Source organism: Nocardia inohanensis NBRC 100128, from assembly GCF_001612945.1.
GTDB lineage: Bacteria > Actinomycetota > Actinomycetes > Mycobacteriales > Mycobacteriaceae > Nocardia > Nocardia inohanensis.
Map to the genome: position 1 here is coordinate 240,369 of NZ_BDBK01000001.1, position 21,270 is coordinate 261,638.

The 21,270-nt window shown below is 68.0% G+C and carries 23 protein-coding genes; 12 read left to right on the forward strand and 11 right to left on the reverse strand.

What is annotated here, in order from left to right; genetic code table 11:
* Positions 1 to 10: 10 nt before the first annotated feature.
* Positions 11 to 643: a Pr6Pr family membrane protein gene (locus tag NI1_RS01120; RefSeq protein ID WP_067813186.1), complete on the forward strand. Its 633-nt coding sequence runs from the start codon at positions 11 to 13 to the stop codon at positions 641 to 643.
* On the opposite strand, the gene NI1_RS01125 is transcribed toward NI1_RS01120, so the two are convergent.
* The 3 genes from NI1_RS01125 to NI1_RS01135 all read right to left on the reverse strand — a co-directional run bounded on the left by NI1_RS01125 (position 644) and on the right by NI1_RS01135 (position 1,934).
* Positions 644 to 1,102, reverse strand: coding sequence for a GNAT family N-acetyltransferase (locus NI1_RS01125; RefSeq protein WP_067813188.1), 459 nt, complete (start codon positions 1,100 to 1,102; stop codon positions 644 to 646).
* A 77-nt stretch (positions 1,103 to 1,179) separates the two neighbouring features.
* A complete protein-coding gene (locus NI1_RS01130; protein ID WP_067813190.1) occupies positions 1,180 to 1,593 on the reverse strand; it encodes a MerR family transcriptional regulator in 414 nt (137 codons plus the stop codon).
* On the reverse strand, positions 1,593 to 1,934 hold the full coding sequence (locus NI1_RS01135) for a hypothetical protein (RefSeq protein ID WP_067815028.1): 342 nt from the start codon (positions 1,932 to 1,934) through the stop codon (positions 1,593 to 1,595). The genes NI1_RS01130 and NI1_RS01135 overlap by 1 nt, the downstream gene beginning before the upstream one ends.
* Before the next feature lie 144 nt (positions 1,935 to 2,078).
* On the opposite strand from NI1_RS01135, the gene NI1_RS01140 reads away from it, so the two are divergent.
* Both NI1_RS01140 and NI1_RS01145 read left to right on the forward strand, forming a co-directional pair.
* On the forward strand, positions 2,079 to 3,137 hold the full coding sequence (locus NI1_RS01140) for an AAA family ATPase (RefSeq protein WP_067813192.1): 1,059 nt from the start codon (positions 2,079 to 2,081) through the stop codon (positions 3,135 to 3,137).
* Between the two features lie 2 nt (positions 3,138 to 3,139).
* Positions 3,140 to 4,963 (forward strand): vWA domain-containing protein, encoded by a 1,824-nt coding sequence (locus NI1_RS01145; RefSeq protein ID WP_067813195.1) that lies wholly within the window; start codon positions 3,140 to 3,142, stop codon positions 4,961 to 4,963.
* On the opposite strand, the gene NI1_RS01150 is transcribed toward NI1_RS01145, so the two are convergent.
* The 3 genes from NI1_RS01150 to NI1_RS37685 all read right to left on the reverse strand — a co-directional run bounded on the left by NI1_RS01150 (position 4,922) and on the right by NI1_RS37685 (position 7,133).
* Entirely contained in the window at positions 4,922 to 5,830 is a 909-nt protein-coding gene (locus NI1_RS01150; protein WP_067813197.1) for an oxygenase MpaB family protein, read from the reverse strand. The genes NI1_RS01145 and NI1_RS01150 overlap by 42 nt on opposite strands.
* 100 nt (positions 5,831 to 5,930) lie before the next feature.
* A complete protein-coding gene (locus tag NI1_RS01155; protein WP_067813199.1) occupies positions 5,931 to 6,923 on the reverse strand; it encodes a DNA polymerase III subunit beta family protein in 993 nt (330 codons plus the stop codon).
* Positions 6,924 to 6,956: 33 nt separating this feature from the next.
* Positions 6,957 to 7,133: a hypothetical protein gene (locus tag NI1_RS37685; RefSeq protein WP_157534882.1), complete on the reverse strand. Its 177-nt coding sequence runs from the start codon at positions 7,131 to 7,133 to the stop codon at positions 6,957 to 6,959.
* 206 nt (positions 7,134 to 7,339) lie between these two features.
* Between NI1_RS37685 and NI1_RS01160 the strand changes: the two genes are divergently transcribed.
* On the forward strand, positions 7,340 to 7,915 hold the full coding sequence (locus tag NI1_RS01160) for a DUF5134 domain-containing protein (RefSeq protein WP_157534883.1): 576 nt from the start codon (positions 7,340 to 7,342) through the stop codon (positions 7,913 to 7,915).
* A 193-nt stretch (positions 7,916 to 8,108) separates the two neighbouring features.
* Positions 8,109 to 9,338, forward strand: a complete 1,230-nt coding sequence (locus NI1_RS01165; RefSeq protein ID WP_067813202.1) for an aminotransferase family protein — start codon at positions 8,109 to 8,111, stop codon at positions 9,336 to 9,338.
* Between the two features lie 72 nt (positions 9,339 to 9,410).
* Here NI1_RS01165 and NI1_RS01170 read toward each other — a convergent pair whose 3' ends face one another.
* Complete coding sequence (locus NI1_RS01170) at positions 9,411 to 10,952, reverse strand: MFS transporter (protein WP_067813204.1); 1,542 nt, start codon at positions 10,950 to 10,952, stop codon at positions 9,411 to 9,413.
* Positions 10,953 to 11,247: 295 nt separating this feature from the next.
* Between NI1_RS01170 and NI1_RS01175 the strand changes: the two genes are divergently transcribed.
* The 3 genes from NI1_RS01175 to NI1_RS01185 are packed head-to-tail and all read left to right on the forward strand — an operon-like array spanning position 11,248 to position 14,534.
* Positions 11,248 to 12,213, forward strand: coding sequence for a M48 family metalloprotease (locus tag NI1_RS01175; RefSeq protein WP_169815516.1), 966 nt, complete (start codon positions 11,248 to 11,250; stop codon positions 12,211 to 12,213).
* On the forward strand, positions 12,210 to 13,205 hold the full coding sequence (locus tag NI1_RS01180) for a M48 family metalloprotease (protein ID WP_067813208.1): 996 nt from the start codon (positions 12,210 to 12,212) through the stop codon (positions 13,203 to 13,205). The genes NI1_RS01175 and NI1_RS01180 overlap by 4 nt, the downstream gene beginning before the upstream one ends.
* Before the next feature lie 39 nt (positions 13,206 to 13,244).
* Positions 13,245 to 14,534, forward strand: coding sequence for a hypothetical protein (locus NI1_RS01185; RefSeq protein ID WP_067813210.1), 1,290 nt, complete (start codon positions 13,245 to 13,247; stop codon positions 14,532 to 14,534).
* Here the strand turns inward: NI1_RS01185 and NI1_RS01190 are convergent.
* The 4 genes from NI1_RS01190 to NI1_RS01205 form a co-directional block, all read right to left on the reverse strand.
* On the reverse strand, positions 14,461 to 15,156 hold the full coding sequence (locus NI1_RS01190; RefSeq protein WP_067813212.1) for a PhzF family phenazine biosynthesis protein: 696 nt from the start codon (positions 15,154 to 15,156) through the stop codon (positions 14,461 to 14,463). The two genes, NI1_RS01185 and NI1_RS01190, sit on opposite strands and share 74 nt — an antisense overlap.
* A gap of 21 nt (positions 15,157 to 15,177) precedes the next feature.
* Complete coding sequence (locus NI1_RS01195) at positions 15,178 to 15,924, reverse strand: HNH endonuclease family protein (RefSeq protein WP_067813215.1); 747 nt, start codon at positions 15,922 to 15,924, stop codon at positions 15,178 to 15,180.
* A gap of 141 nt (positions 15,925 to 16,065) precedes the next feature.
* Positions 16,066 to 16,605, reverse strand: coding sequence for an alkylhydroperoxidase, AhpD family (ahpD, locus tag NI1_RS01200; protein ID WP_067813217.1), 540 nt, complete (start codon positions 16,603 to 16,605; stop codon positions 16,066 to 16,068).
* Positions 16,606 to 16,633: 28 nt separating this feature from the next.
* Positions 16,634 to 17,221 (reverse strand): peroxiredoxin, encoded by a 588-nt coding sequence (locus tag NI1_RS01205; protein ID WP_067813219.1) that lies wholly within the window; start codon positions 17,219 to 17,221, stop codon positions 16,634 to 16,636.
* 107 nt (positions 17,222 to 17,328) lie between these two features.
* Here NI1_RS01205 and NI1_RS01210 point away from each other — a divergent pair, with 107 nt between their 5' ends.
* The 4 genes from NI1_RS01210 (at position 17,329) to NI1_RS01225 (ending at position 21,257) form a co-directional block, all read left to right on the forward strand.
* The gene (locus tag NI1_RS01210; protein ID WP_067813221.1) at positions 17,329 to 18,237 is read left to right on the forward strand and encodes a hydrogen peroxide-inducible genes activator; all 909 of its coding nucleotides are present in this window, start codon (positions 17,329 to 17,331) and stop codon (positions 18,235 to 18,237) included.
* A 146-nt stretch (positions 18,238 to 18,383) separates the two neighbouring features.
* Positions 18,384 to 19,160 carry an MBL fold metallo-hydrolase gene (locus NI1_RS01215; protein WP_067813224.1) on the forward strand — a complete coding sequence of 259 codons (777 nt, stop codon included), beginning with the start codon at positions 18,384 to 18,386 and terminating at the stop codon, positions 19,158 to 19,160.
* Complete coding sequence (locus NI1_RS01220) at positions 19,157 to 19,621, forward strand: gamma-glutamylcyclotransferase family protein (protein ID WP_084522446.1); 465 nt, start codon at positions 19,157 to 19,159, stop codon at positions 19,619 to 19,621. The genes NI1_RS01215 and NI1_RS01220 overlap by 4 nt, the downstream gene beginning before the upstream one ends.
* A gap of 34 nt (positions 19,622 to 19,655) precedes the next feature.
* On the forward strand, positions 19,656 to 21,257 hold the full coding sequence (locus NI1_RS01225) for an acyl-CoA synthetase (RefSeq protein ID WP_067813226.1): 1,602 nt from the start codon (positions 19,656 to 19,658) through the stop codon (positions 21,255 to 21,257).
* Positions 21,258 to 21,270: the final 13 nt, after the last annotated feature.

Consider the following 21,270-nt stretch of genomic DNA (forward strand, 5'->3'; position numbering starts at 1 on the left):
CATCGGCTGCATGAGCGAGGTTGCGGTCCATCCGCTGTGGGGCCGGGCGCTGTTGTTCGCCGCCGCCGTCCTGGATATCGCGGCCACCGTCTGGACCGCCACGCATCTGGCCGCGGGCGGCACCATCGGTAACTTCTTCAGCTACTTCACCATCCAGTCGAACCTGATCGCGATCGCGGTGCTGCTGGTCATCGCCCTGCGCGATCCGCAGGGCCGGCGCTGGCAGCTGATTCGCGGCGCGGGCACGCTGTACATAGTCATCACCGGCATCGTCTACGCCCTGCTCTTGCAGAACGTGGCCGTGGGCGTCATGCATCAGTGGACCGATGACGTCCTGCATCGGGTGATGCCGCTGGTGCTCTTCATCGACTGGGTGCTGGTGCCGGTGAGCCTGGGTGTGACGGCGCGGCTGGCCGGAGTCTGGCTGGCCTATCCCATCGCCTACGGGGTGTACACGCTGATCCGCGGGCCGATCGTGGATTGGTATCCGTATCCGTTCATCGATCCCCGCACCCAGGGCTATCTGTCCATGACCATCGGACTGGTCGTGCTGGTGGTCGCGTTCGTGGTGCTGACCATCGCCGTCATCGCCCTGGGTGACCTGGCGAAACGCTGGCGGGACCGCCGCAGCGCCGCGGCCTGATCAGGGCAGCGTCCGGCTCATGAACACACTGTGCGGGTCCTCGGCGTAGTCGCCGAACGGCCCGGAGTGCTCGAACCCGTACCGCTCGTACAACCGGATCGCGGGCTGATAGAACTCCGCAGCGCCGGTCTCCAAGCTGACTCGCTGGTATCCCAGATCCCGGGCCTGCTCCAGAATGTGCCGCAGCAACAGCGATGCCACCCCTCGCCCTCGGAAGCTCTCGGCAGTCCGCATCGACTTGATCTCCGCGTGCGTGGGATCCAATTCCTTCAAGGCCCCGCACCCGGCCAGCTCGTCACCGTCCCAAGCCGACCAGAACGTGATCTCCGGCTTCCGCAACTCCGCCACCTCGAGCGCGTGCATGCTCTCCTCGGGTGAGTTCGCCAGCATCTCCGCCACGTGGGTTTCGAGCAGCGCGATAACCTCCGGTCCGCTCAGATCGTCGAGCACGATACGCATGCCGTCAGGTTAACGGGGACCTTGCCCGAGCTCGCGGCGAGCAGCTTCGCGGACGGCGGGATCGGCTTCGAATCTGCTCACCGATCGGTGAAAGGCACCGGGCAGCCGGGGGTTTCGCGGCACTCCAGCAGATCGTCGCAACCGGCTTCCAGGGCGGCGCGCAGGGTGTCGCGCACGGCGGTCAGCTCGGCGAGCTTCGCGTCGATCTCGGCGAGTTTGGTTCTGGCGCTGACCTGCAAGCCCGGGGTGGGGGAGCGGCGAGCGGCGAACCGGCCCGTTTCGAGCAGGTCCGCGACTTCGTCGAGGGTGAAGCCGAGGCGCTGGGCGGCTTTGATGGTGCGCAGCAAGCCCACGGCCTGCTCCGGATAGAGCCGATGGCCGCCGAGTGAGCGTTCCGGCGCGGCGAGCAGGCCGCGCCGCTCGTAGTAGCGCAGGGTTTGAATGTTCACGCCCGCGGCCGCCGCCAGCTGACCGCTCCGCAGCCCGCTCATCAGGGCATCCCCGCCGCGGTGCGCGTCGCCAAAGCATCGAGTACCGCCGTGCGGGCGGCCGGTACCTCGATCTCCATCCATATCGAACCCGCTGGGCCGGTGCTGAATTCGAAGGTGAAGAACGAGCAGCACGCGGTCTCGCGGCCCGCCAGTTGCCGGGCCTCGGACTCCGCCGCGGCGTCGAGCCGCAGTCGCAGCCGGGTCGGGGAGACCCGCTGCACGGCGCGCAGCGCGTTCGCGAACAGCTCGTCGAATTCGGCGACTCGCAGCGGTTGCGCCGCGCTCGGCAGGGTGCACGCATCGACCGCCACCCAGTTCGCCGCACCCGTCTCACCGGTCATGACCTGCACCTCCGCCTTGCTCGCCCCTTTGTCTTCCGATGCTAAGCCCGTACCCGGGTACCGGATGCAAACCGAAAATCGCTGGCGGGCATTCCGGCCGGATCCCTACCCTGAACGCACCTGGTCGAAGCTGGAAGGAAGCGTTTGGAAGCGACTGTCGCGGTGACCCCGGATCAGTTGCCGGAGTTGCTGTTGCATGTTGCGGTGGTGCGGCCGGTATTTCTGTGGGGGGCTCCCGGAATCGGAAAGAGTTCGCTGGTGCGGGCATTCGCCGATGCGCTCGGATTGGAGTGCGTGACCCTGCTGGGAACGCAGCTCGCGCCGGAGGATCTCATCGGGGTGCCGCAGATCGTGGCCGATCGCAGCCGGTTCGCGCCGCCGGAGATGATCGCCCGGGCCGAACCGTACGTGCTGTTCCTGGACGAGTTGAATGCCGCGCCCGCCGAGGTGCAGAAGTCGTTCTATTCGCTGATCCTGGATCGCCGGGTGGGGAATTACGAATTGCCCGCCGGGTCGGTGGTGATCGGCGCGGGAAACCGGGCCACCGATAATGCGCTGGCGCGGCCGATGGCCTCCGCGCTGGTGAATCGCATGGTGCACGTGCATCTGCGCGCCGATGTCGACGATTGGCTGAAATGGGCCGCGGGCAACGACATTCACCCCTGGGTGATCGAATACATCGTGCAGCGCCCCGACCACCTGTGGTCCGCGCCGCCCAAGACCGAGCAGCCGTTCTCCACCCCGCGCGGCTGGCACATGCTCTCCGACGCCCTGCACTCCTACGGCGACGGCGTCGACGACACCGCCCTGTGGGTGCTGGCATCCGGAACCCTCAGCACCGCACACGCTTCCGCGTTCCGGGCGTTCGTGAAGACGGTGCGGCACGCCTTCGATCTGGAGGCGGTCATCAAGGGCGACGCGTCCTGGCCGCGTGAGCCCGCCGACCGGGATCTGCTGTACTTCCTGTCCGAGACCTTCCGCGCGCGACTGATCAAGGAGCTGCCCGCGTCCCGTGAACACGTCTCGGCCGGCCTGAAACGCTTTGTGCTGCGGTCGAAGACGATGCTCACCGAGCTCGCCGAGATCTCGGTGGAGTGCGCGCAGCTGGTCATCGCCTCCGATGACGACGGCATGCCGGTGCTGCCGTCCTGGTTCCTGGTCGAGGTCACCCGCGATCTGCCGCGGCTGGCGGCTCGGCGGTAGACGTGGCTGGACGTTCCACGCGTAAACGCCGGGCGGCCGACCCGTGGGTGGAGAACCGGCGGGCCGGTTGGGATCTGGTGCACGGCAACCCGATCTTCCGGCAGCTGCGCAACGGCACCTACGAGGTGGAGGAGCTGCCGCCGCAGGTGTGGGCGGTGATACACCCGGCCGGGTCCATCATGGTCAACCCGAAAATCCGTGGCACGAGCGAGGATTGGGCCTGGGTCTTCGCACATCTGCTGCTGCACGCGGGATTCGGGCACTTGGATCCGCGTGGGATTCCGGAGCGGGTGCTGGCCGAGAACACCCATGCGCGCAGCCGGCTGCACGCACCCCGGCAGCCGCATGCGATCTACCGGGCGGCCTGCTGCGCGCTGATCGACCAGTATCTGCTGACCTTGAAACTGGGCCGCCCGCCGGTGCCGCTGCCGCCGCCGCCGGGCGGAACGGACGAGCTCGCCCTGACCGAACGTTGGTGGAACACAGACGTTCCCGAGGCGTACCGCTGCGACGCGTACCCGGACTTCTTCATCGGGACCCCCGAGACCGCCAAGCACGCCGACCATCGCACCCGCTTCGCCACCGGTATCGGCGAGGCCGCTCGCGCTGCCCTGGCAGCCGCGGGTCGCGATGTCACCCGCGGTAAGCAGCAGCACCTGGGGATCTGGGATCGCGCGCTGAACTGGTTCGTCTCCTCGTATCCGCTGCTGGGCGGATTGGCCGCCGGCATGAAGATCGTCGCCGATCCGGATGTGGCGCGCGGCTGGGATATTTCGATCGCCGCCGTCAATGCCGAGGCCGCCGAGATCTACATCAACCCGTACGCCGGCCTCTCGGATGAGGAATGGCGTTTCGTGCTCGCCCACGAAATGCTGCACGCCGCATTGCGGCACGGCGAACGCGCGGGCTGGCGCGACCACTACCTTTTCAATGTCGCCTGCGATTACGTGGTCAATGGCTGGCTGGTCGAGATGGGCGTCGGCGAGCTGCCGTCCGGGTTGCTCTACGACCCGGAGCTGAAAGGTCTCTCCGCCGAACAGATCTACGACCGCATCGCCGGTGACCTGCGCCGGTTGCGCAAGCTCGCCACCCTGCGCGGTCGCGGTCGCGGCGATATCTTCGGCGAACCGCTGCCGCACGGCGACGCGCCCGGCCGCTATCTGAACCTGGATGACTACTACCGCAATGCGCTCGCCACCGGGCTGGCCTACCACCAGTCCGGCGGCCGCGGCCTGCTGCCCGCCGGTCTGGAGCAGGAGATCCGTGCCCTCGATCAGCCGCCGCTGCCGTGGGATGCGCAGCTGGCGCAGTGGTTCGACGAACACGTCCCCGCTGTCGAAAAGCATCGCAGCTACGCCCGCGCTTCCCGTCGTCAGTCGTCCACGCCGGATATTCCGCGCCCCGCCTGGACGCGCCCCGAGGAGTCGGTCCGCCTGCCGACCTTCGGGGTCGTCCTCGACACCTCCGGCTCGATGTCGGCGGAGCTGATGGGCAAGGGGCTGGGCGCGATCGCCGCCTATGCCCGCGCCCGTGACGTGCCGCGCGCCCGGGTCGTCTTCTGCGATGCCGCCGCCCACGACGCCGGGTACCTTCCGGTCGACGAAATCGCCTCCCGCGTAAGGGTTCGCGGGCGCGGCGGCACCATCCTGCAACCCGGTATCCGGCTGCTCGAGCGCGCCGACGATTTTCCCGCCGACGCTCCCGTGCTGGTCATCACCGACGGCATGTGCGATGTGGTGCGCATCCGCCGCGAGCACGCCTTCCTGATCCCGGCCGGTGCCGGGCTACCCTTCCGCCCCCACGGCCCGGTCTTCCGTATGCGCTGAATCCGCCAGGTAGGCAGCGGGATCGGTGCGATATCGCCGCATCCCGGCCCACGAGTCCGGGAGATAGCGCAAGCGCTCCGGCGCGAGCTCCCAGCCGATTCGCACCGTGCGCCGGAACACCTCGAAGGCGGCTTGATCCAGGCGAGACCACTTCCAGCCCAGTATCTTCCGGGCCTCGGGCGGCATGGTGGCGTTGGAGATCCACACGCCGATGCCCATCACCGGTAAGCGCATCACCCTCCAGATTGCATGCGGAATCCCCTTCGGTGCAGGGACTTTCGCCAGGTGAATCCCGGCGGCGAACTTCGTCGTGGCATTGCGCTCCAATACCTCTCGCCACATGAACTCCCAATACCGCCGGTAATTCTCCGCATCTCCGAAGGCCGGGCGTTCGCTCATGCCGTACAGCCGCCACCAGGTCAGCCCCTCCGCGATCAGCTGCTCCTGCTCCGCCGCGCTCAATGGCGTCCCGAAGAACTCCTGGGTGGCGATGATCGACTCGTAGAAGGTCACGTGCGTCCACCAGAACACGTCCGGATCCAGCGCGTGATACCGCCCGCCGCGTTCGTCCGCACCCTTGATCGGCTTGTGGAAATCGCGCACGGTGGCGGCATTCTCACTCGCTCGCGGCTGGTAGATCATGGCGTGGATCGGTTTGATCGACCGATCGAACCGGTCCATCGGGTCGGTGAAGAAATTCGAATGCTCCCGCAGCGCCTGATCCAGCACCGGATGCATATTCTGCAAGGTGCCCGCTCGCCCCAGGATCAGCATCGACCGGATATCCCCGAAATGCTTCCAGGTCAACGATTCCGGCCCCAGGGGCGCGGCCGTGTTCCACCCGTCCCGCTTTCCGAATCCACTCATGCTGCCGAGCTCCCTCCCGCGATGGCGATGCCGCTCGACCGTATCTGGAAATTGTCCCTACCAGTTCAACAAATCCGGCCAGGCGGGTCGTTCGCGAGACCTACGGCACGGGTTCCGGTTCGGTGGGCATGACCAGGGTGGTGAGGTCGCCGTGGTCGGCGGAGCGGATGGTGGCCGGCCGGTCCGGGCCGCGCAGGTCGATCATCACGTCCGGGCCCAGGGCGGTGCTGATCGCGGGATACAGCGTGATCACCTCGAACCACACGTCGTGGTCCGGGAGCGGGCGGACGCGGTCGCCGGAATGCCCTTCGAGGGCGCGCAGCAGGAGGTCCTTGGAAAGCGTTGCGCGAGTGGTGACTTCGGGGAGGGCGGCGAGCATCGCGCGATAATCCGGGAAGGTCTCCGGTAGCAGGCGGCAGTGCTGCACGGCACGGTTTTCCGGTCGCAGGACGATGCCGTGGCGGTTCGTTTCGAGATGAACCACTGTGGCGCGGCGGATTTCGGGGATCGCGTCGCGCAGATCTCGCCCGTCGATGGTCGCCGACCAGGAGCGATCGGCGGGTTCGATCGGGACCAGGGTCCGGGTGGCGAGGCGGAAGCGGTCCGTCGCGGTCAAGGTGATCGCTTCGGGCGTGGCCTCCAGCAGCAATCCGCCGAGGACCGGGAATTCGGCGTCGGCCGCCGTGGCGGTCAGCACCTGTTCGACGGCGGCGGCCAGGATCGGGCCCTTGAGGGCGGCGAGGGGTTGCGTGTGGTCCGGTGCGAGACCGGCTTTGACGGCGGCGGCCGTGCGATGCGCCCGCGCGGCATCCTCGGCGACTTTGGCGAGGTGTTCGTCGATCAGCCGGATCGCCTCGCCGGGGCCGGTGTCGAGGACCGTCTCGACCGCCGCGAGGGGCATATCGATCGCGCGGAGACGGCGCAGGGTGACAGCCCGCTCGACCTGGTCGGGGCTGTAGTAGCGGTACCCGGAGACCTCGTCGGTCGCGGCGGGTGGGAGCAGACCGGAGTCCGCGTAGAAGCGCAGGGCGCTCGCGGTCAGCCCGCTGCGCTGGGCGAACGAACCGATCGGCATCAACTCGGAATTGGGCACCCGGTCATGATCGGGCTTCGAGCAGGTTGAAGGTCAAGTCCGGTCGGGCAGGTCGCCGGTCTTGGCCTCCAGGGCGCGCAGCCGGGCATCGAAGGCGCGCATCTCCTGCAAGATGCCCTTCATCGTCGAATTCGCGGCGTCCACCGAGAAACGCAGCAGGTCGAGGCCGGCTCTCAGTTCGGTCAACGGGTCGGCTGGATCGTGGGTCACAAGACCGAAGGCTTGCAAGGGTTTCCGGGGCGCGAATCGGTCGTCTTATCCGTCACGGCCGGCGCCACCGTCTCGCCGGGGCGGAAACCGGGCCCGGTAGTGGCGGTGTCACGGAGTGCTTTCGGCAGGGAAAAGGCGGGCCCCGCCGGCGGTGGCGATGCGAGCATGGAGGGGGTGTCCGGTCACCGCGCTGAGAGGTGGTGGGTGTGGCGGTATTCCTACAGGAGTACGGGATGGTGCGCTGGGTGGCGGTCGCCGCCTTCGGTTTCGCGGCGATGATCGTGCTGGCGCGCTTGGCGGCGGTGCGGGTGAGCGATCGGGAATCCGATGCGGCACACCTGATGATGTGCCTGGTGATGGTGGCGATGCTGGTGTTTCCGGCCACGGCGGACCCGCACGCGGTGCGCGGGGTGCTGACCGCCATGACCGTGGTGTACGGGATGCTGTTGCTGGGTCGGATCGTGCAGTGGCGCAACGAGGTTCGAATGCCGGGAGCTGGGGTTGCGGCATTCGGCTACCACGTGCTGGCGGCTGCCGTCATGTGGTACGCCATGAGCGGGCACGGCGCGCACGGGCATTCCGGCGGGCCCGCACCCGGCGTCATGCTGGCGCTGGCGGGCGTGTTCGCGGTGGACGCGGTGGTGATGGCGGTGCCCGGTGCGCGACGGGCACTGCGCCACCTGTTCCCGCACCCGGTCGGCGCGGGTCCGCTGGCCGTGGTGCCGCACGTCGTCATGGACCTGGGCACGGCGCTCATGCTCGTCGCGGTCGCGGCGGGGTGAATCGTATTACGGCGTAGCGGGCGGTGACGGCGGTCGTGTGGCGGGTACGGCGTGGTCGCGGCCGTTTCCCGAGGCGCGGGCGGGACCTGCGAAGTCGGGGGTCGTTCGCGCTGCTCACGGTTGTGATGGTGTGATGGAGGGAGGTCGGCTCGCGTGACAGGGCGGGCTGGTGTCGGTGTGACGGAGGTGCGGGATGGGTTCGCTGTGGCATGGCTTCGCGGATATGGGTGCGGTGGAGCGCGATGGCGCGTTCGTGGTGGCGCGCGGTGACGGCGCGTATATCTGGGACGAGGCGGGCACCCGCTACCTGGATGCCACCGCCGGTCTGTGGTTCACCAATGTCGGGCACGGCCGCCGCGAGATCGCCGATGCGGTCGCGGCGCAGCTGACGAATATCGCCCACTACTCCAACTTCGGCGACCTGGCCTCCCCGGTGCTGCGTGACCTGGCCGAGCGGCTCGCCGGGATCGCCCCCGTGCCCGGCAGCAAGGTGCTGTTCACCTCCGGCGGCTCCGACGGCATCGATACCGCCGCCAAGCTGGCGCGCCGCTACTGGAACGAATTGGGCAAGCCGGAGAAGACCCTGATCGTGGGCCGGCAGAAGGCGTACCACGGCATGCATGTCGCGGGCACCGCGCTGGCCGGCATCCCGGTCAACCGTGAGGGCTACACCGGCGAGTTCATGGCCGATGCCCGCACCGTGGCGTGGGATGACGCGGCCTCGTTGCAGGCGCTCATCGACGAGGTGGGCGCGGGCCGGATCGCCGCGTTCTTCGCCGAGCCGATCATCGGCGCGGGCGGCGTCTATCTGCCGCCGCAGGGCTACCTGACCGAGGTGCGCCGCATCTGCCGCGAGAACGACATCCTGTTCGTGGCCGACGAGGTCGTCACCGGTTTCGGCCGCATCGGCGGATCCTGGTTCGCCTCTTCGCGATTCGACCTCGAACCGGATCTGATGACCACCGCCAAGGGCCTCACCTCCGGATACGTCCCGATGGGCGCGGTCTTCGTGGCCCCGCGCGTGGCCGAGCCGTTCTACTCCGGCGGCGTCTGGTTCCGGCACGGCTACACCTACGGCGGGCACGCCGGCGCGGCCGCCGCGGCCATGGCGAACCTCGACATCATCGAGCGTGAGCACCTCCTGGATGCCAGCAAGAACCTGGAATCGCTGCTGCACGAGCACTTCTCGCCGCTCGCCGCGCACCCGCGCGTCGCCGAGGTCCGCAGCGGTCTGGGCGCGGTCGCCGCGGTCCAGCTCGCCGATCCGGCCGCAGCGCTGCCCATGGTGAAAACCCTGCGCGCCCACGGCATCTCCACTCGCGCCGCCGGTCAGGGCGCATTGCAGATCTCCCCGACCTTCGTCATCACCGAGGAGCAGGTCGCCGAGATGGCGGCCGGTTTCGCCCGCGCCCTCGACGCGTAGGCGCGAATCAGCCGGTGCGGCGGCCCGGACACGATGTGTCCGGGCCGCTTTCGTACCCCAGGTGAGGGCCCGCTACTGGTGGTCGTGCGCGCCGGATAGCTCCCCGGCCGGGATCTGCCGCAGCTTGGCCACGGCCAGGACCGCGATGACCAGAGCCGCCGCGGCCGCGATACCGGCGGTGATGTGCACGCCGTGCATGAAGGCTGCGCGGGCGGCCTGAAGCACCGCCGAGCCGAGTGGGCCGGGCAGGGTGCCCGCTGTTTCCACGGCGGAACCCAAAGTGTCGCGAATGGATTCCGCACCGGGTAGCCCGTGCGGCAGCGTGTCGTTCAGATCTGATCGATAGATGGCGATGCTGATGCTGCCCAGGATCGAGATACCCAGCGCCCCACCGAGTTCCGCCCCGGTCTCGGACAGTCCCGACGCCGCCCCCGCCTGCTCCGGCGGAGCGGAACCGACGACCAGCTCGGTGGTGATCCCGAACACCGGGGCCATCCCCAGGGCCACCAGCAGTGACGCCGCGATCGCCAACGTCGGCGTCCCGTGCACGGATAGTCCCGTCAGCAGCGCCAATCCGATTGCCGCGACGGTCATTCCGATCCCGATCAGATACCCCGGGCGGATCACCCGCACCAGCCGCGGCGCGGCCTGCGATCCCACGATGAACCCCGCACTCGACGGCGCCATCGCCAATCCGGCCTGCGTGGGCGACATCTCGAGCACCAGCTGGAAGTACTGCGCGACGAACAGGAAGTACCCGAACATCACGAAGACCGCGATCACATTGATCGACAACCCGGTCCGGAAGGTGCTCAGCCGGAACAACCGCAGATCGAGCATAGGGTCGGCCCGGTGCAGCTGCCGCCGCACGAACAGCGTCCCCGCCACCGCACCCACGACCACCGCCAGCAGCGGCACCATCCCGAACCCGTCCTGCGCCACCTTCTTCATGGCCAGCACCAACGCGACCATCGTCACCACACTCAATGCGGCACCGGTCAAATCGAGCCGCCCGGCATTATCGTCCCGGAACTCCGGCAGCACCCGCGGCCCGAGCACCAGCAGCAGCACCATGACCGGCACGGCCAGCAGGAACACCGACCCCCACCAGAAGTGCTCCAGCATCAGCCCGCCCAGCAGCGGCCCCACCACCCCACCGGCGGAGAACGCGGTGACCCAGGTGCCGACCGCGAGCGAACGTTGCCGCGCGTCACGGAACATATTGAAGATCAATGACAGGGTGGACGGCGCGATGGTCGCCCCCGCGATCCCGAGCAGCGCCCGGCAAGCGATCAGCGTCTCCGCGCTCGGTGCGAAGGCCGCCAGCACCGACACCGCCCCGAACAGCGCGGCCCCGATCATCAGTAGTCGCCGTCGCCCGATCCGGTCACCGAGGGTGCCCATGGTGATCAGCAGACCCGCCAGCATGAACCCGTAGACATCGATGATCCACAGCAATTCGGTGCCGGTGGGGTGCAAGGTTGCGCTGATCTGCGGAACGGCCAGGTGCAGCACGGTCAGGTCCATGGCATAGACCAGGCACGCCAGAGCGAGCACACCTAACCCGATCCACTCTCGCCGCCCGGCGAGGGGTCCGGTGGAAAGCCCGGACACAGCGGGTCCGGTAGTGGTTTCCACGGCAGATTTCCTTCCGATCGGGAATACGGGCAACTGCCGATGAAGACGTCGCGGTACCCAGAATCTCATCGCCCACCGACAGAAACGGCAACCGATTTTCCGCCCGCAACCATCCCGCGTACCCGCGTTTCCATATCCCCGCCGAACCGTTATGAACCTTCCGGTCCGCTCGCCGAGACCGATGGCACTGTGGATTTCGGGGGGATTGCTCATGTTTCGATCTCGACGAAGATCAGTACGCCGCCGCCGGCTCGCCGGCTATCGAATGTCGTTGCGGATACGCGGATTTCTCTCGGCGACACTCGCCCTGCCGATGGCGCTGCCCGCCGCCGCACTCACCGTTCTGGTCATCCTGCGGATCGGCGACCGCTACGGTCACCGCGTCGCGTACGCGCTCTTCGGTCTGTGGGCCGTCGCCGCCGTGGCACTGCTGCTGCTGAATTCAAGCACCGCCGCCCGGCTGTTCCTGCGCCCACCCGGCGACGAAGACCCGGCCAAACTGGCCAGGATCTGGCCGGAAGTGCTTGCCGCGGCCGGCCTGACCCCGACCCGGCGAAACTCGCTGTGGGTCAACGAACACGAACGCGGCGGCACCGAAGCCTTCGTCGTCGGCGGCGTGGTCGCGGTTGACCGCGAGGCCGCCCGCACCCTCAGTACCCGGGCCCTGCGCGGCGTGCTGGCGCACGAACTCGGCCACTACCTCGCCCGCACCGGCGATCGGCTGCGCCTGCTCGCATCCGCTCTCAGCTTCCCGGTGAGAATGACTGCGGCATTGGCTGTTTCGTGCATAGGATGGCTGGAACGGCTGTACCTGCTGCCGGACGCCGGCTGCTACGCGATCGAAGTCCGAATGTTCCGCAAGGCAGGTCTCTGCGCCCTTCTCACCGGCGTGGTGGCCCACATCCTCGGCGTCTCGCTCGCCTGCACCCTGATCACCCTGGCCGCCCTGGAACCGATCCTGCGCCATGCCCTGCACCGGCACGGCGAAACCGTGGCCGACCGGGTCGCCGCGGACCTCGGCTACGGCCCGGATCTATTGGTCTATCTGCGTTTTCGCGCCGAGGACCCGCCCGGCTCGCCCTGGCCGCCCATCCACACCGGCGGCCTGACCGGCCGCTTTCTCCGCCTGTGCGAGCTGGCGACGGCGACCCATCCGCAACCGGAAATGCGCACAGCGGCCGTCGAAGCTCGAATTCGCCTGCGCGAGTCCAGATCCGACCGAGGCCCGCAGTCATGACCCCGCCCCGGCTCGAATCGGCGAGCCCGGCTCGTCGTGCCGTCTACCGATGGTGGGTAGGTCTGCGCGGCCTGCTGCTCACGATCGTCGTCGTCGCCGCCAATCTGCCCGCAGCGGTACTCAACGTGCTGCTGTTGCGCTGGCTCGACCATCACCTCGGCCGCATCGTGGTGCTGGTGCTGATCGTGCTGTGGTCGCTGGTTGTGCTCTGGCTGTTGTTCCTCGCCATGCTCTTCGGAGCCGGTCGCCACCTGCCGGAGCTACCCGCGGGGTCCACCCTGGCACTGGACGAAGCCTGGCGGGATGTCCGACAGCTCACCGGCATTCGCCCGCGGGCCGCGCCGGGGCTGATGGTGACGGACGAGGACCGGGTGACGGCGGCGGCGAACGGTGGCCTGGTCACGATCTCGCGCAAGGCCGTCCGCACGCTGTCACCCGATGCGATGCGGGCGGTCCTGGCTCATGAACTCGGGCACTACTTCGACCGGCACGGTCACCGGCTGCGGACCCTCAGCAGGGCGACGGCGTTCCCGCTGTGGGCGGTGCTGGCCCTACCCGGTATACCCGTCCTGTGGTTGGGGAGGCTGTTCGGAAAGGATTTCGACGACCCGATCGCGTGGCTACCGCCGGCATTCGTGCAATGGTCGGCGCTGGCATACCTCGCCTGCCTGGTCGGACAGCCGGTCGGGACCGGAACGGCGTTGCTGCTCGCGGCGCTCGCGGCCGTATCCCCGATCATCCGGCAGGTCACTCATAGACGCCTGGAATCCATCTCGGACCAGGTGACGGTGGATGTCGGATACGGACCCGCGTTGAGCAAGCATCTCGAATACTCCGAGCTGCCGGTGGAGCGAGAATTCTTGAACGAGCCGGGTCTGGAGCGGTACCTCGCGCGGCTGCTGCACCCGTTGCAGGGGACGCATCCGCTTGCCGGGAAACGGATCGCCGCGATCGAGCGGCGAATAAGGCGTCGCGAGCTGACGCACCGCTGAGTACCGTCGGGGCGGTTCGGAACGCGATGGGGGTTGGGTGTGGGCGGGCGACTGGTGCGCGGGCTGCTGCGGGGTTGTGGACTGGTGGTGACGCTGGCCGTGCTCGTCGCGGCCACACGGTTCCTGTGGCCCCAGCCCGGAACGGATGAGCAGCCGGCGGGGACCTGGCGGCAATTGTCTTTCCTGCGTTCGGCATTGGACGACGGCGCGGGGGAATCGGCGCAGACGCAGTTTCCCGAGGGGTACTTCTTCGCGCACGCGCTCTACGGCCTGGCTTGGGTACAGGCCGGAGCGTCCGCGGAGCATCGGGAGGAGGCATTGCGGGAAGCGCGGTGGGCGCTGGACCGGCTCGAATCCGACCGGGGGCGTGCGCCTTTCAGTGCGCGGCTGCAACCCGCCTACGGGGTGTTCTGGGCGGGATGGACGAACTGGCTGCGCGGGGGAGTCGTATCGCTCTCCGGGGCAAGCGATGCCGAGGAGGTGCGGCGGTTCGGCGAAACGAGCGCCGAAATCGCGGCGGCGTTCACCGGATCTACGAAAACGCCCTTCCTACAGGCGTATCCGGGGCAAGCCTGGCCGGTGGACTCGACCGTCGCGATTGCCTCGCTTCGGCTGCACGACCATCTGCTCACGCCGCGATTCGATTCGGTGACGAGGTCCTGGCTCGATGCCGTCAAGGCTCGGCTCGATCCGGATACCGGTCTTGTGCCGCACCGGGTTTCGGCGGACGAGGGGAGGCTGCTGGAGGGTGCGCGGGCGACTTCGCTGGCGGTGATCGATCGTTTCCTGCCCGACATCGACACTGAGTTCGCCCGCGCGCAGTACGCCGGCTTCCGCGACCGATTCCTCTCCTACCCGGCAGGTTTCGGTCCCGCCGTGCGCGAATATCCGGAGGGGAACCAAGGCTCCGGTGACATCGACTCCGGCCCGCTGGTGGCGGGCATCAGCCTGTCGTCCACCGTGGTGGCGCTCGGCACGGCGCGCGTCAACGGCGACGGAAGTCTCGCTGCCGCACTGGGTTCCGAAGGCGAGCTGCTCGGTCTGCCGATCACCCTGCCGGGCAGTAAGCGCTATGCCTTCGGCCTGCTGCCCATCGGCGATGCGTTCGTGGCGTGGTCCGCCACCGCCCGCCCGTTCACCACCGCACCGCTGACCCCGATGGAGTCGGGCGTGCGCTGGTGGTGGCGGCTGCCCTGGCTGGTTCTCTTGTTGCTGGGCGGGTTCGCGCCCTGGTCGATCCCGCTGATCCGCCGGTTCAGAGCACGACCGGATGGTCGGCGACCACTCGCCCGCCCAGGCGCACCCAGCCGTCCGAGTCCCATTGGGTGAAGATCTGCGAGCCCAGCCCCTGCGTGATGTGCAGTCCGCGCCGGAGCCGCGCCGTAAGCGCGATGGCCGCCGCACCCGTGGCCTGGTCCTCGGCGATTCCCATGGCGGGAGCGAACATTCGGGTCCGGACCGCGCTGCGCGATTCATCGGTCCAGGTCCACACATAGTGCGCACCCTCCGGGAAATCGGCCGGATCCAGGGTCGCCATCTCGTCACCGTCGGCGAATTCGTGGAACTCGAACGCGGGCGCCCATTCGGCGCGGGCCCGGGCCCAGGTCAGCCCGCTGTCGTCGATCTCGACCTCGACCGGTCCGGCGGGCACGTCGAGCACGCGCACCGGGGTCCGCTGATCGCTGAGCCACCACGCGGCGCCGACGCTCGGATGCCCGGCGAAGGGCAGCTCCACGGTCGGGGTGTAGATGCGCATGCGGGCGCGGTCGTCGGCGGGCGGATCCACCACCACGGTCTCGCTGTGTCCGACGCGGGCGGCCAGCGCCTGATGATCGACATCGGCCACCTCGCTCGCGCGGGCGATGCCCAGTGGATTGCCGAACCGTCCGGCCGGATCGGTGAACACGCGAACCACTTCGACCTGTGCGCCGTCGCTTTCGGGTAAGCCCATGGGTCCCGAGCTTACCCATGGTTACCGGATCGCGCGCGGGGTGCAGCTGTCGAGCATCTCCGCCAGGGCGCTCTTCTCGGTGGGTTGCACGGTGAGCTGCCAGCGCGCCTTCACCGCGACCCAGCGGCGGGCGTAATCGCACCAGTAGGCCTCCCGCGGCCGCCACTGGTCCGGGGTCTTCGAGCCTTTGTCCTGGTTCGCCTGCTTCTGCACGGCCAGCAGATTTCCGAGGTCGTTGGCGAAGCTCTCGCGTTGCCCGGCGCTCCAGCCCGACGCGCCCGAACGCCAGGCGTCACCCAGGGCCACCACGTGATCGATCTCGATATCCGATGCCTTGAACCGGTTGTAGGGCAGCCGTTCACCGCTGTACGGATCGAGCAGCGTGCCCGAGAGCACCAGGCACGAATTGCTCTCCGCCAGCCGGACTTCCGTGAGATCCCGCTTCATCACGTCCTCGCGCGCGGTGCACCCGTTCGCCAGTTCCGGTTCCCCGCCCCGCCCGGACCAGCCGGGGCCGAAGGCATTGCGATCATAGGATTCCCAATTGCGATTCCAAGCGACGGTGAGCCGGTCCAGATCGGCGCGGGCGCGCTCGGTATCGGGCAGTGGGGTACCGGTCGGATCGGCGGCGGGCGGCTGCTCGGTGCGGCGCGGTTCGGTGTGATTCAGCCACAGCCCCATTCCGGTCGCACCGATCGCGATCAAGACCACCGCGGTGGCGAAGAGCTTGTTCCAGCGGCGACGGGAAGCGGTCCGGGAACGCGGCATGCGGGGGAGTCTATGGGCGTAATCCGGACGATCCGGGCATTGTTGCCGACCGGTGACCCGATTGCCGCTAACCATTGGCTAATGCACGAAAAGGGCCGTGCACCGATTCCGGTGCACGGCCCCTGACGGCTCAGCGCAGGCTCAGACCGCCGCGGTGGCGAGCGCCTCGGTCGAGGCGACAGCCTGACCCACACCCGCCACGATGGCGGCCACGCGCAGCGATTCGAAGATCACCTCACGCGAAACGCCCGCTTCCCGCAGCGTGTTCTCGTGCGCCTCCAGGCAGTGCTGGCAGCCGTTTATCGAGGAGACCGCGAAGGACCACAACTCGAAATCGGCCTTGTCGATACCGGGATTGCCGATGATGTTCATCCGCAGTCCGGCACGCAGGTCGTCGTAGCGACCGCCCAGGAACGCCTTGCCGCGGTAGAACACATTGTTCATGCCCATGATCGAGGCCGCGCCCAGGGCGGCGTTGTACGCCTCCGCCGACAGCGTGTCGGCGGCCTCTTCCGCGATCTCCCGCAGCGTGGTCGCCGACTTGGTGGCGGCGGCCGACGCGAGCAGGGTGCCCCACAGCTGCTGTTCGTTCAGCACGGTGGTGCGCGCGATCGAGGACAGGTTGAGCTTGAGGTCCTTGGCGTACTCGGGTAGCGAGTTCTTCAGGTTCTCGATGGTCACAGCGAAACAGCTCCTCTTAGAACGGGACTCAGACCGACGCGGTCAGCAGTTCGCCGGCGTTGATGGTCGGGTCGCCCTTCTTCCAGTTGCAGGCGCACAACTCGTCGGATTGCAGGGCGTCGAGCACGCGCAGCACCTCGTCCACATTGCGGCCCACCGAACCCGCGGTCACGGACACGAACTGGATCTCGTTGTTCGGGTCGATGATGAAGGTGGCACGGTCGGCGACGCCGTCGGCGTTCAGCACGCCGGTGGCGGTGGCCAGTTCCCGCTTCAGGTCCGACAGCATCGGGAAGGGGAGGGTCTTCAGGTCCTCGTGCTGTGCGCGCCACTGGAAGTGCACGAACTCGTTGTCCACGGACGCACCCAGGACCTGGGCGTCACGATCTTCGAACTCGTCGTTCAGCTTGCCGAACGCGGCGATCTCGGTCGGGCAGACGAAGGTGAAGTCCTTCGGCCAGAAGAACACGATGCGCCACTTGCCGGCGTAGTCGTCGCTCGAGATCTGGGTGAAGTAGTCGTCGGGCTGCTGAGCGTTCACCTTCGAGAGATCACCGCCGATGACAGCCTTCAGGTTGTAGGCGGGGAACTGGTCGCCGATGGTCAGCAGGGCCATGCTTGCTCCTCTTCGTAGTCGTGTCGATCGTGTCGTGACTTCTGCAAACGATCATGCCTATACCTCGGTAAAAGGTAAAGGTGATCGGTCGCACTATACTGATAGGCGTGACTGATCAAACTTATCAGCCGACCCTGTCGCAGCTGCGTGCGTTCGTAGCGATCGCGGAATACCGGCACTTCGGTACCGCTGCGGCCCGGCTGAGCGTGAGCCAGCCCACGTTATCGCAGGCTCTGGCATCACTGGAAAACGGACTCGGGCTTCAGTTGATCGAACGCAGCACGCGAAGGGTATTGGTCACGCCCGCCGGGAAACGGCTTCTGCCGCAAGCGATGGCGACCCTCGAAGCCGCTGACCGTTTTGTCGCGTCCGCGGCGGGGTCCGGGCTGGGTGGAACGCTGCGCATGGGCATCATCCCCACCGTCGCCCCCTACGTGCTGCCCGCCCTGCTCCCGGAACTGCGCACCCAGCTGCCCGCCTTGGTGCCGCATGTCATCGAGGACCAGACCGCCCGGCTGCTCGACGGCCTGCGCTCCGGGGTGCTCGACGTAGCCCTGCTGGCGTTGCCCACCGACGCCTCCGGCCTCGTCGAAATCCCGCTCTACACCGAGGAATTCGTCCTCGTCGTCCCGCGCGGCCACCAGCTCGCCGGACGCGACGACCTGAAAGCCGCCGACCTCGACACCCTCCCGCTGCTGCTCCTGGATGAGGGCCACTGCCTGCGCGACCAGACCCTCGAGCTGTGCCGCTCCAACGACGCCCACCCCAGCACCGTCGGCGACACCCGCGCCGCCTCCCTCGCCACCGTGGTGCAGTGCGTGGCAGGCGATCTCGGCGTCACCCTCATCCCCGAAATGGCGGTCGCCGCCGAAACCTCGCGCGGCACTCTGGAAGTCGCCCGCTTCGCCGCCCCCGCCCCCGGCCGCACCCTCGGCCTCGCCTTCCGGGCCTCCACCGCCCGCACCGAGGACTATGAGCACCTCGCCACCATCTTCCGCGCCAACCGGCCGCAGTGAGTGGTGAAGGGGCGACGCTCTCCACGCACTCTCTGCGCAGTTGGGGCTCAGGGGCAACGCCCCTGAGAGTCCACGAGAGTTCCGGTAACGCCCTGTGAGAGTTCCGGTGAATTGACCGGTTCAGCACCTTCTGAGACGCTCGGGCCATGCGGATTCACCATCTGAACTGCGGCACCATGTCCTTCGGCGTGTGCGATCACTGCCTGCTCATCGAGACCCGTGACGAACTCGTCCTGGTGGACACCGGGTTCGGACTGGGCTGCGTGCGGCAGCCCGGAAAGATGCTGGGCCCGAGCCGTTTCCTGATGGGCGCGAAACTCTCCGAGGAGCAGACCGCGATCCGGCAGATCGAAGCGCTCGGCTACGACCCGCGCGATGTGCGGCATATCTTGCTGACCCATCTCGATCTCGATCACTCCGGCGGCCTGGCGGACTTCCCCGAGGCGACGGTGCACGTGCACGGGTCGGAGTTCCGCGCGGCCACCGCCACTCCGTCGCTGTCGGAGAAGACGCGCTATCGGGCCGCGCACTGGGGTCACGGACCCAAGTGGATGGTGAACGAGGTCGCCGGCGGCGAGGAATGGTTCGGTTTCCGGGCCGTGCGCGATCTGCCCGGATTGCCGCCGGAGATCCTGGTCATCCCGCTGCCCGGCCACACGCGCGGGCACGCCGGTGTGGCCGTGGATACCGGCGACGGCTGGCTGCTGCACGCGGGTGACGCGTTCTTCGTGGAGAGCTCCATCGATCCGGTGCGGCCGCGCACACCGTTCTGGTGGCGGGTGTACGAGACCAATGCGGTACTGGGGGAGACCTATCGGGAGAATCAGCGGCGGCTGAGCGAGCTCAAACGGTCGCACGGCCATCAGATCGAGATCATCAACTCGCACGACGGGGCGATCCTGGCGCGGTCGGTGGACAGGTGACCTCGGATCGACGCTGGGGACGCCGGCTGCCGCACGCGCAGGACGCGCTGTTCGTCTACGGGACCCTGCAATTCCCGAAGGTGCTCGTCGAATTGCTCGGGCGCGCACCCGATCTCACCCCGGCGGTGCTGCCGGGACGGCGGGCGGCGGCCTTGCCAGGCCGGGCGTATCCGGGACTCGTGTCGGCTTCGAGCGGGTCGACGGCGGGCTTCCTGCTGACCGGTCTCACCGCCGGCGAATGGCGGGTGCTCGACGCGTTCGAGGACGACGAATACGACCTGATTCCGGTCTCGGTGCACGCGGGCGACCGCGAGGTGTACGCGTGGACCTACTCCTGGATCGCCGAGGTACTGCCCGAGGATTGGTCGGCGGTCGCCTTCGCCGCCGATCACCTGCCCCGATACGCCGAGAAGTGCGCGGCCTGGCGGCGGGATCTGGTCTTGCTGACCGGGACTTTATGACACGGGACACATTCGTGCGGTAGAACGTGATCGCATGGACAACGCCGTGCCTTCCGATCCCACCAGTACCGTCGCGGCCGCGCGCCGCCAGTCCCTCGGGGATCTGTTGCGGCGCAGCGCCGCCCGGCAACCGGAGAAAACCGCGCTGGTCTGGCGGGACCGGCGCGAAACCTTCGCCGAGCTGGACGCCGCCGTCAACCGGGTCGCGCACAGCCTCGCCGATCGCGGTGTGACACAGGGCGATCGGGTCGCCCTCTACTCGCACAATTGCCGCGAGTTCGTGCTGCTGTACTTCGCACTGGCCCGGCTCGGCGCGATCTCGGTGCCGATCAACTTCATGCTCACCGCCGACGAGGTCGCCTACATCCTCCAGCACTCCGGCGCGATCGCCCTGGTCGCCGAGGACGCGCTGGCCGCCGAAGCCGAAGCGGCGCTGAAACAGCTGGACGGCAATACCGTTCGACTACGCGGCTGGATCGCCCTGTCCGGCGCGCCCGCCGCCGCGAACTGGGAAGACGTGTCGGCCTGGGAAACCCACCCCGATGCCTCGGAACCGGCAGTGCACGTCGGTGACGACGACCCGATCCAGATCATGTACACCTCCGGCACCGAGTCCCGCCCCAAGGGCGCGACCCTCTCCAGCCGCAGCCTCATCTCCCAATACGTCACCACCGTCATCGACGGCCGAATGACCGCCGACGACATCGAAATCCACGCCCTCCCGCTCTACCACTGCGCCCAGCTGCACTGCTTCCTCACCCCCGACATCTACCTGGGCGCGACCAGCATCGTGCTGCAAGGCCCCGACCCCGCGACCATCCTGCGCACCGTGCAGACCGAACGCGCCACCAAACTCTTCTGCCCGCCCACGGTCTGGGTCTCCCTGCTCCGCCACCCCGACTTCGACACCTACGACCTGTCGTCCCTGCGCAAGGGCTACTACGGCGCGAGCATCATGCCGGTCGAAGTCCTCCAGGAACTGGCCCAGCGCCTCCCCGGCGTCGCTCTCACCAACTTCTACGGCCAAACCGAACTGGCCCCGCTCGCAACGATTCTCGCCCCCGAAGACCAGCTCACCAAACCCGGATCCGCCGGACGCGCGGGCCTGAACGTAGAAACCCGCGTGGTCGACGACGATGATGTGCCCCTCGCCCCCGGCGTGGTCGGCGAGATCGTGCACCGCTCACCGCACGCCATGCTCGGCTACTGGAACGACCCGGAGAAGACGGCGGAAGCCTTCCGCAACGGCTGGTTCCACAGCGGCGACCTCGGCGTCCTCGACACCGACGGCTACCTCAGCGTCGTGGACCGCAAAAAGGACATGATCAAAACCGGCGGCGAGAACGTGGCCAGCCGCGAGGTCGAGGAAATCCTCTACCAGCACCCCGACGTCTCCGAGGCCGCCGTGGTCGGCCTCCCGCACCCGCACTGGATCGAGGCCGTCACCGCGATCATCGTCCCGCGCGCCGGCACCCAGCCCACCACGGAATCCGTTCTCGCCCACTGCAAACAGCGCATGGCCGGCTACAAGGTCCCCAAACACATCGCCTTCGCGACAGCGCTGCCCAAGAACCCGAGCGGCAAAATCCTCAAACGCGAACTACGCACCGAATACGCGCACCTCGCCCAGGATTGACGACTCCTCGCCG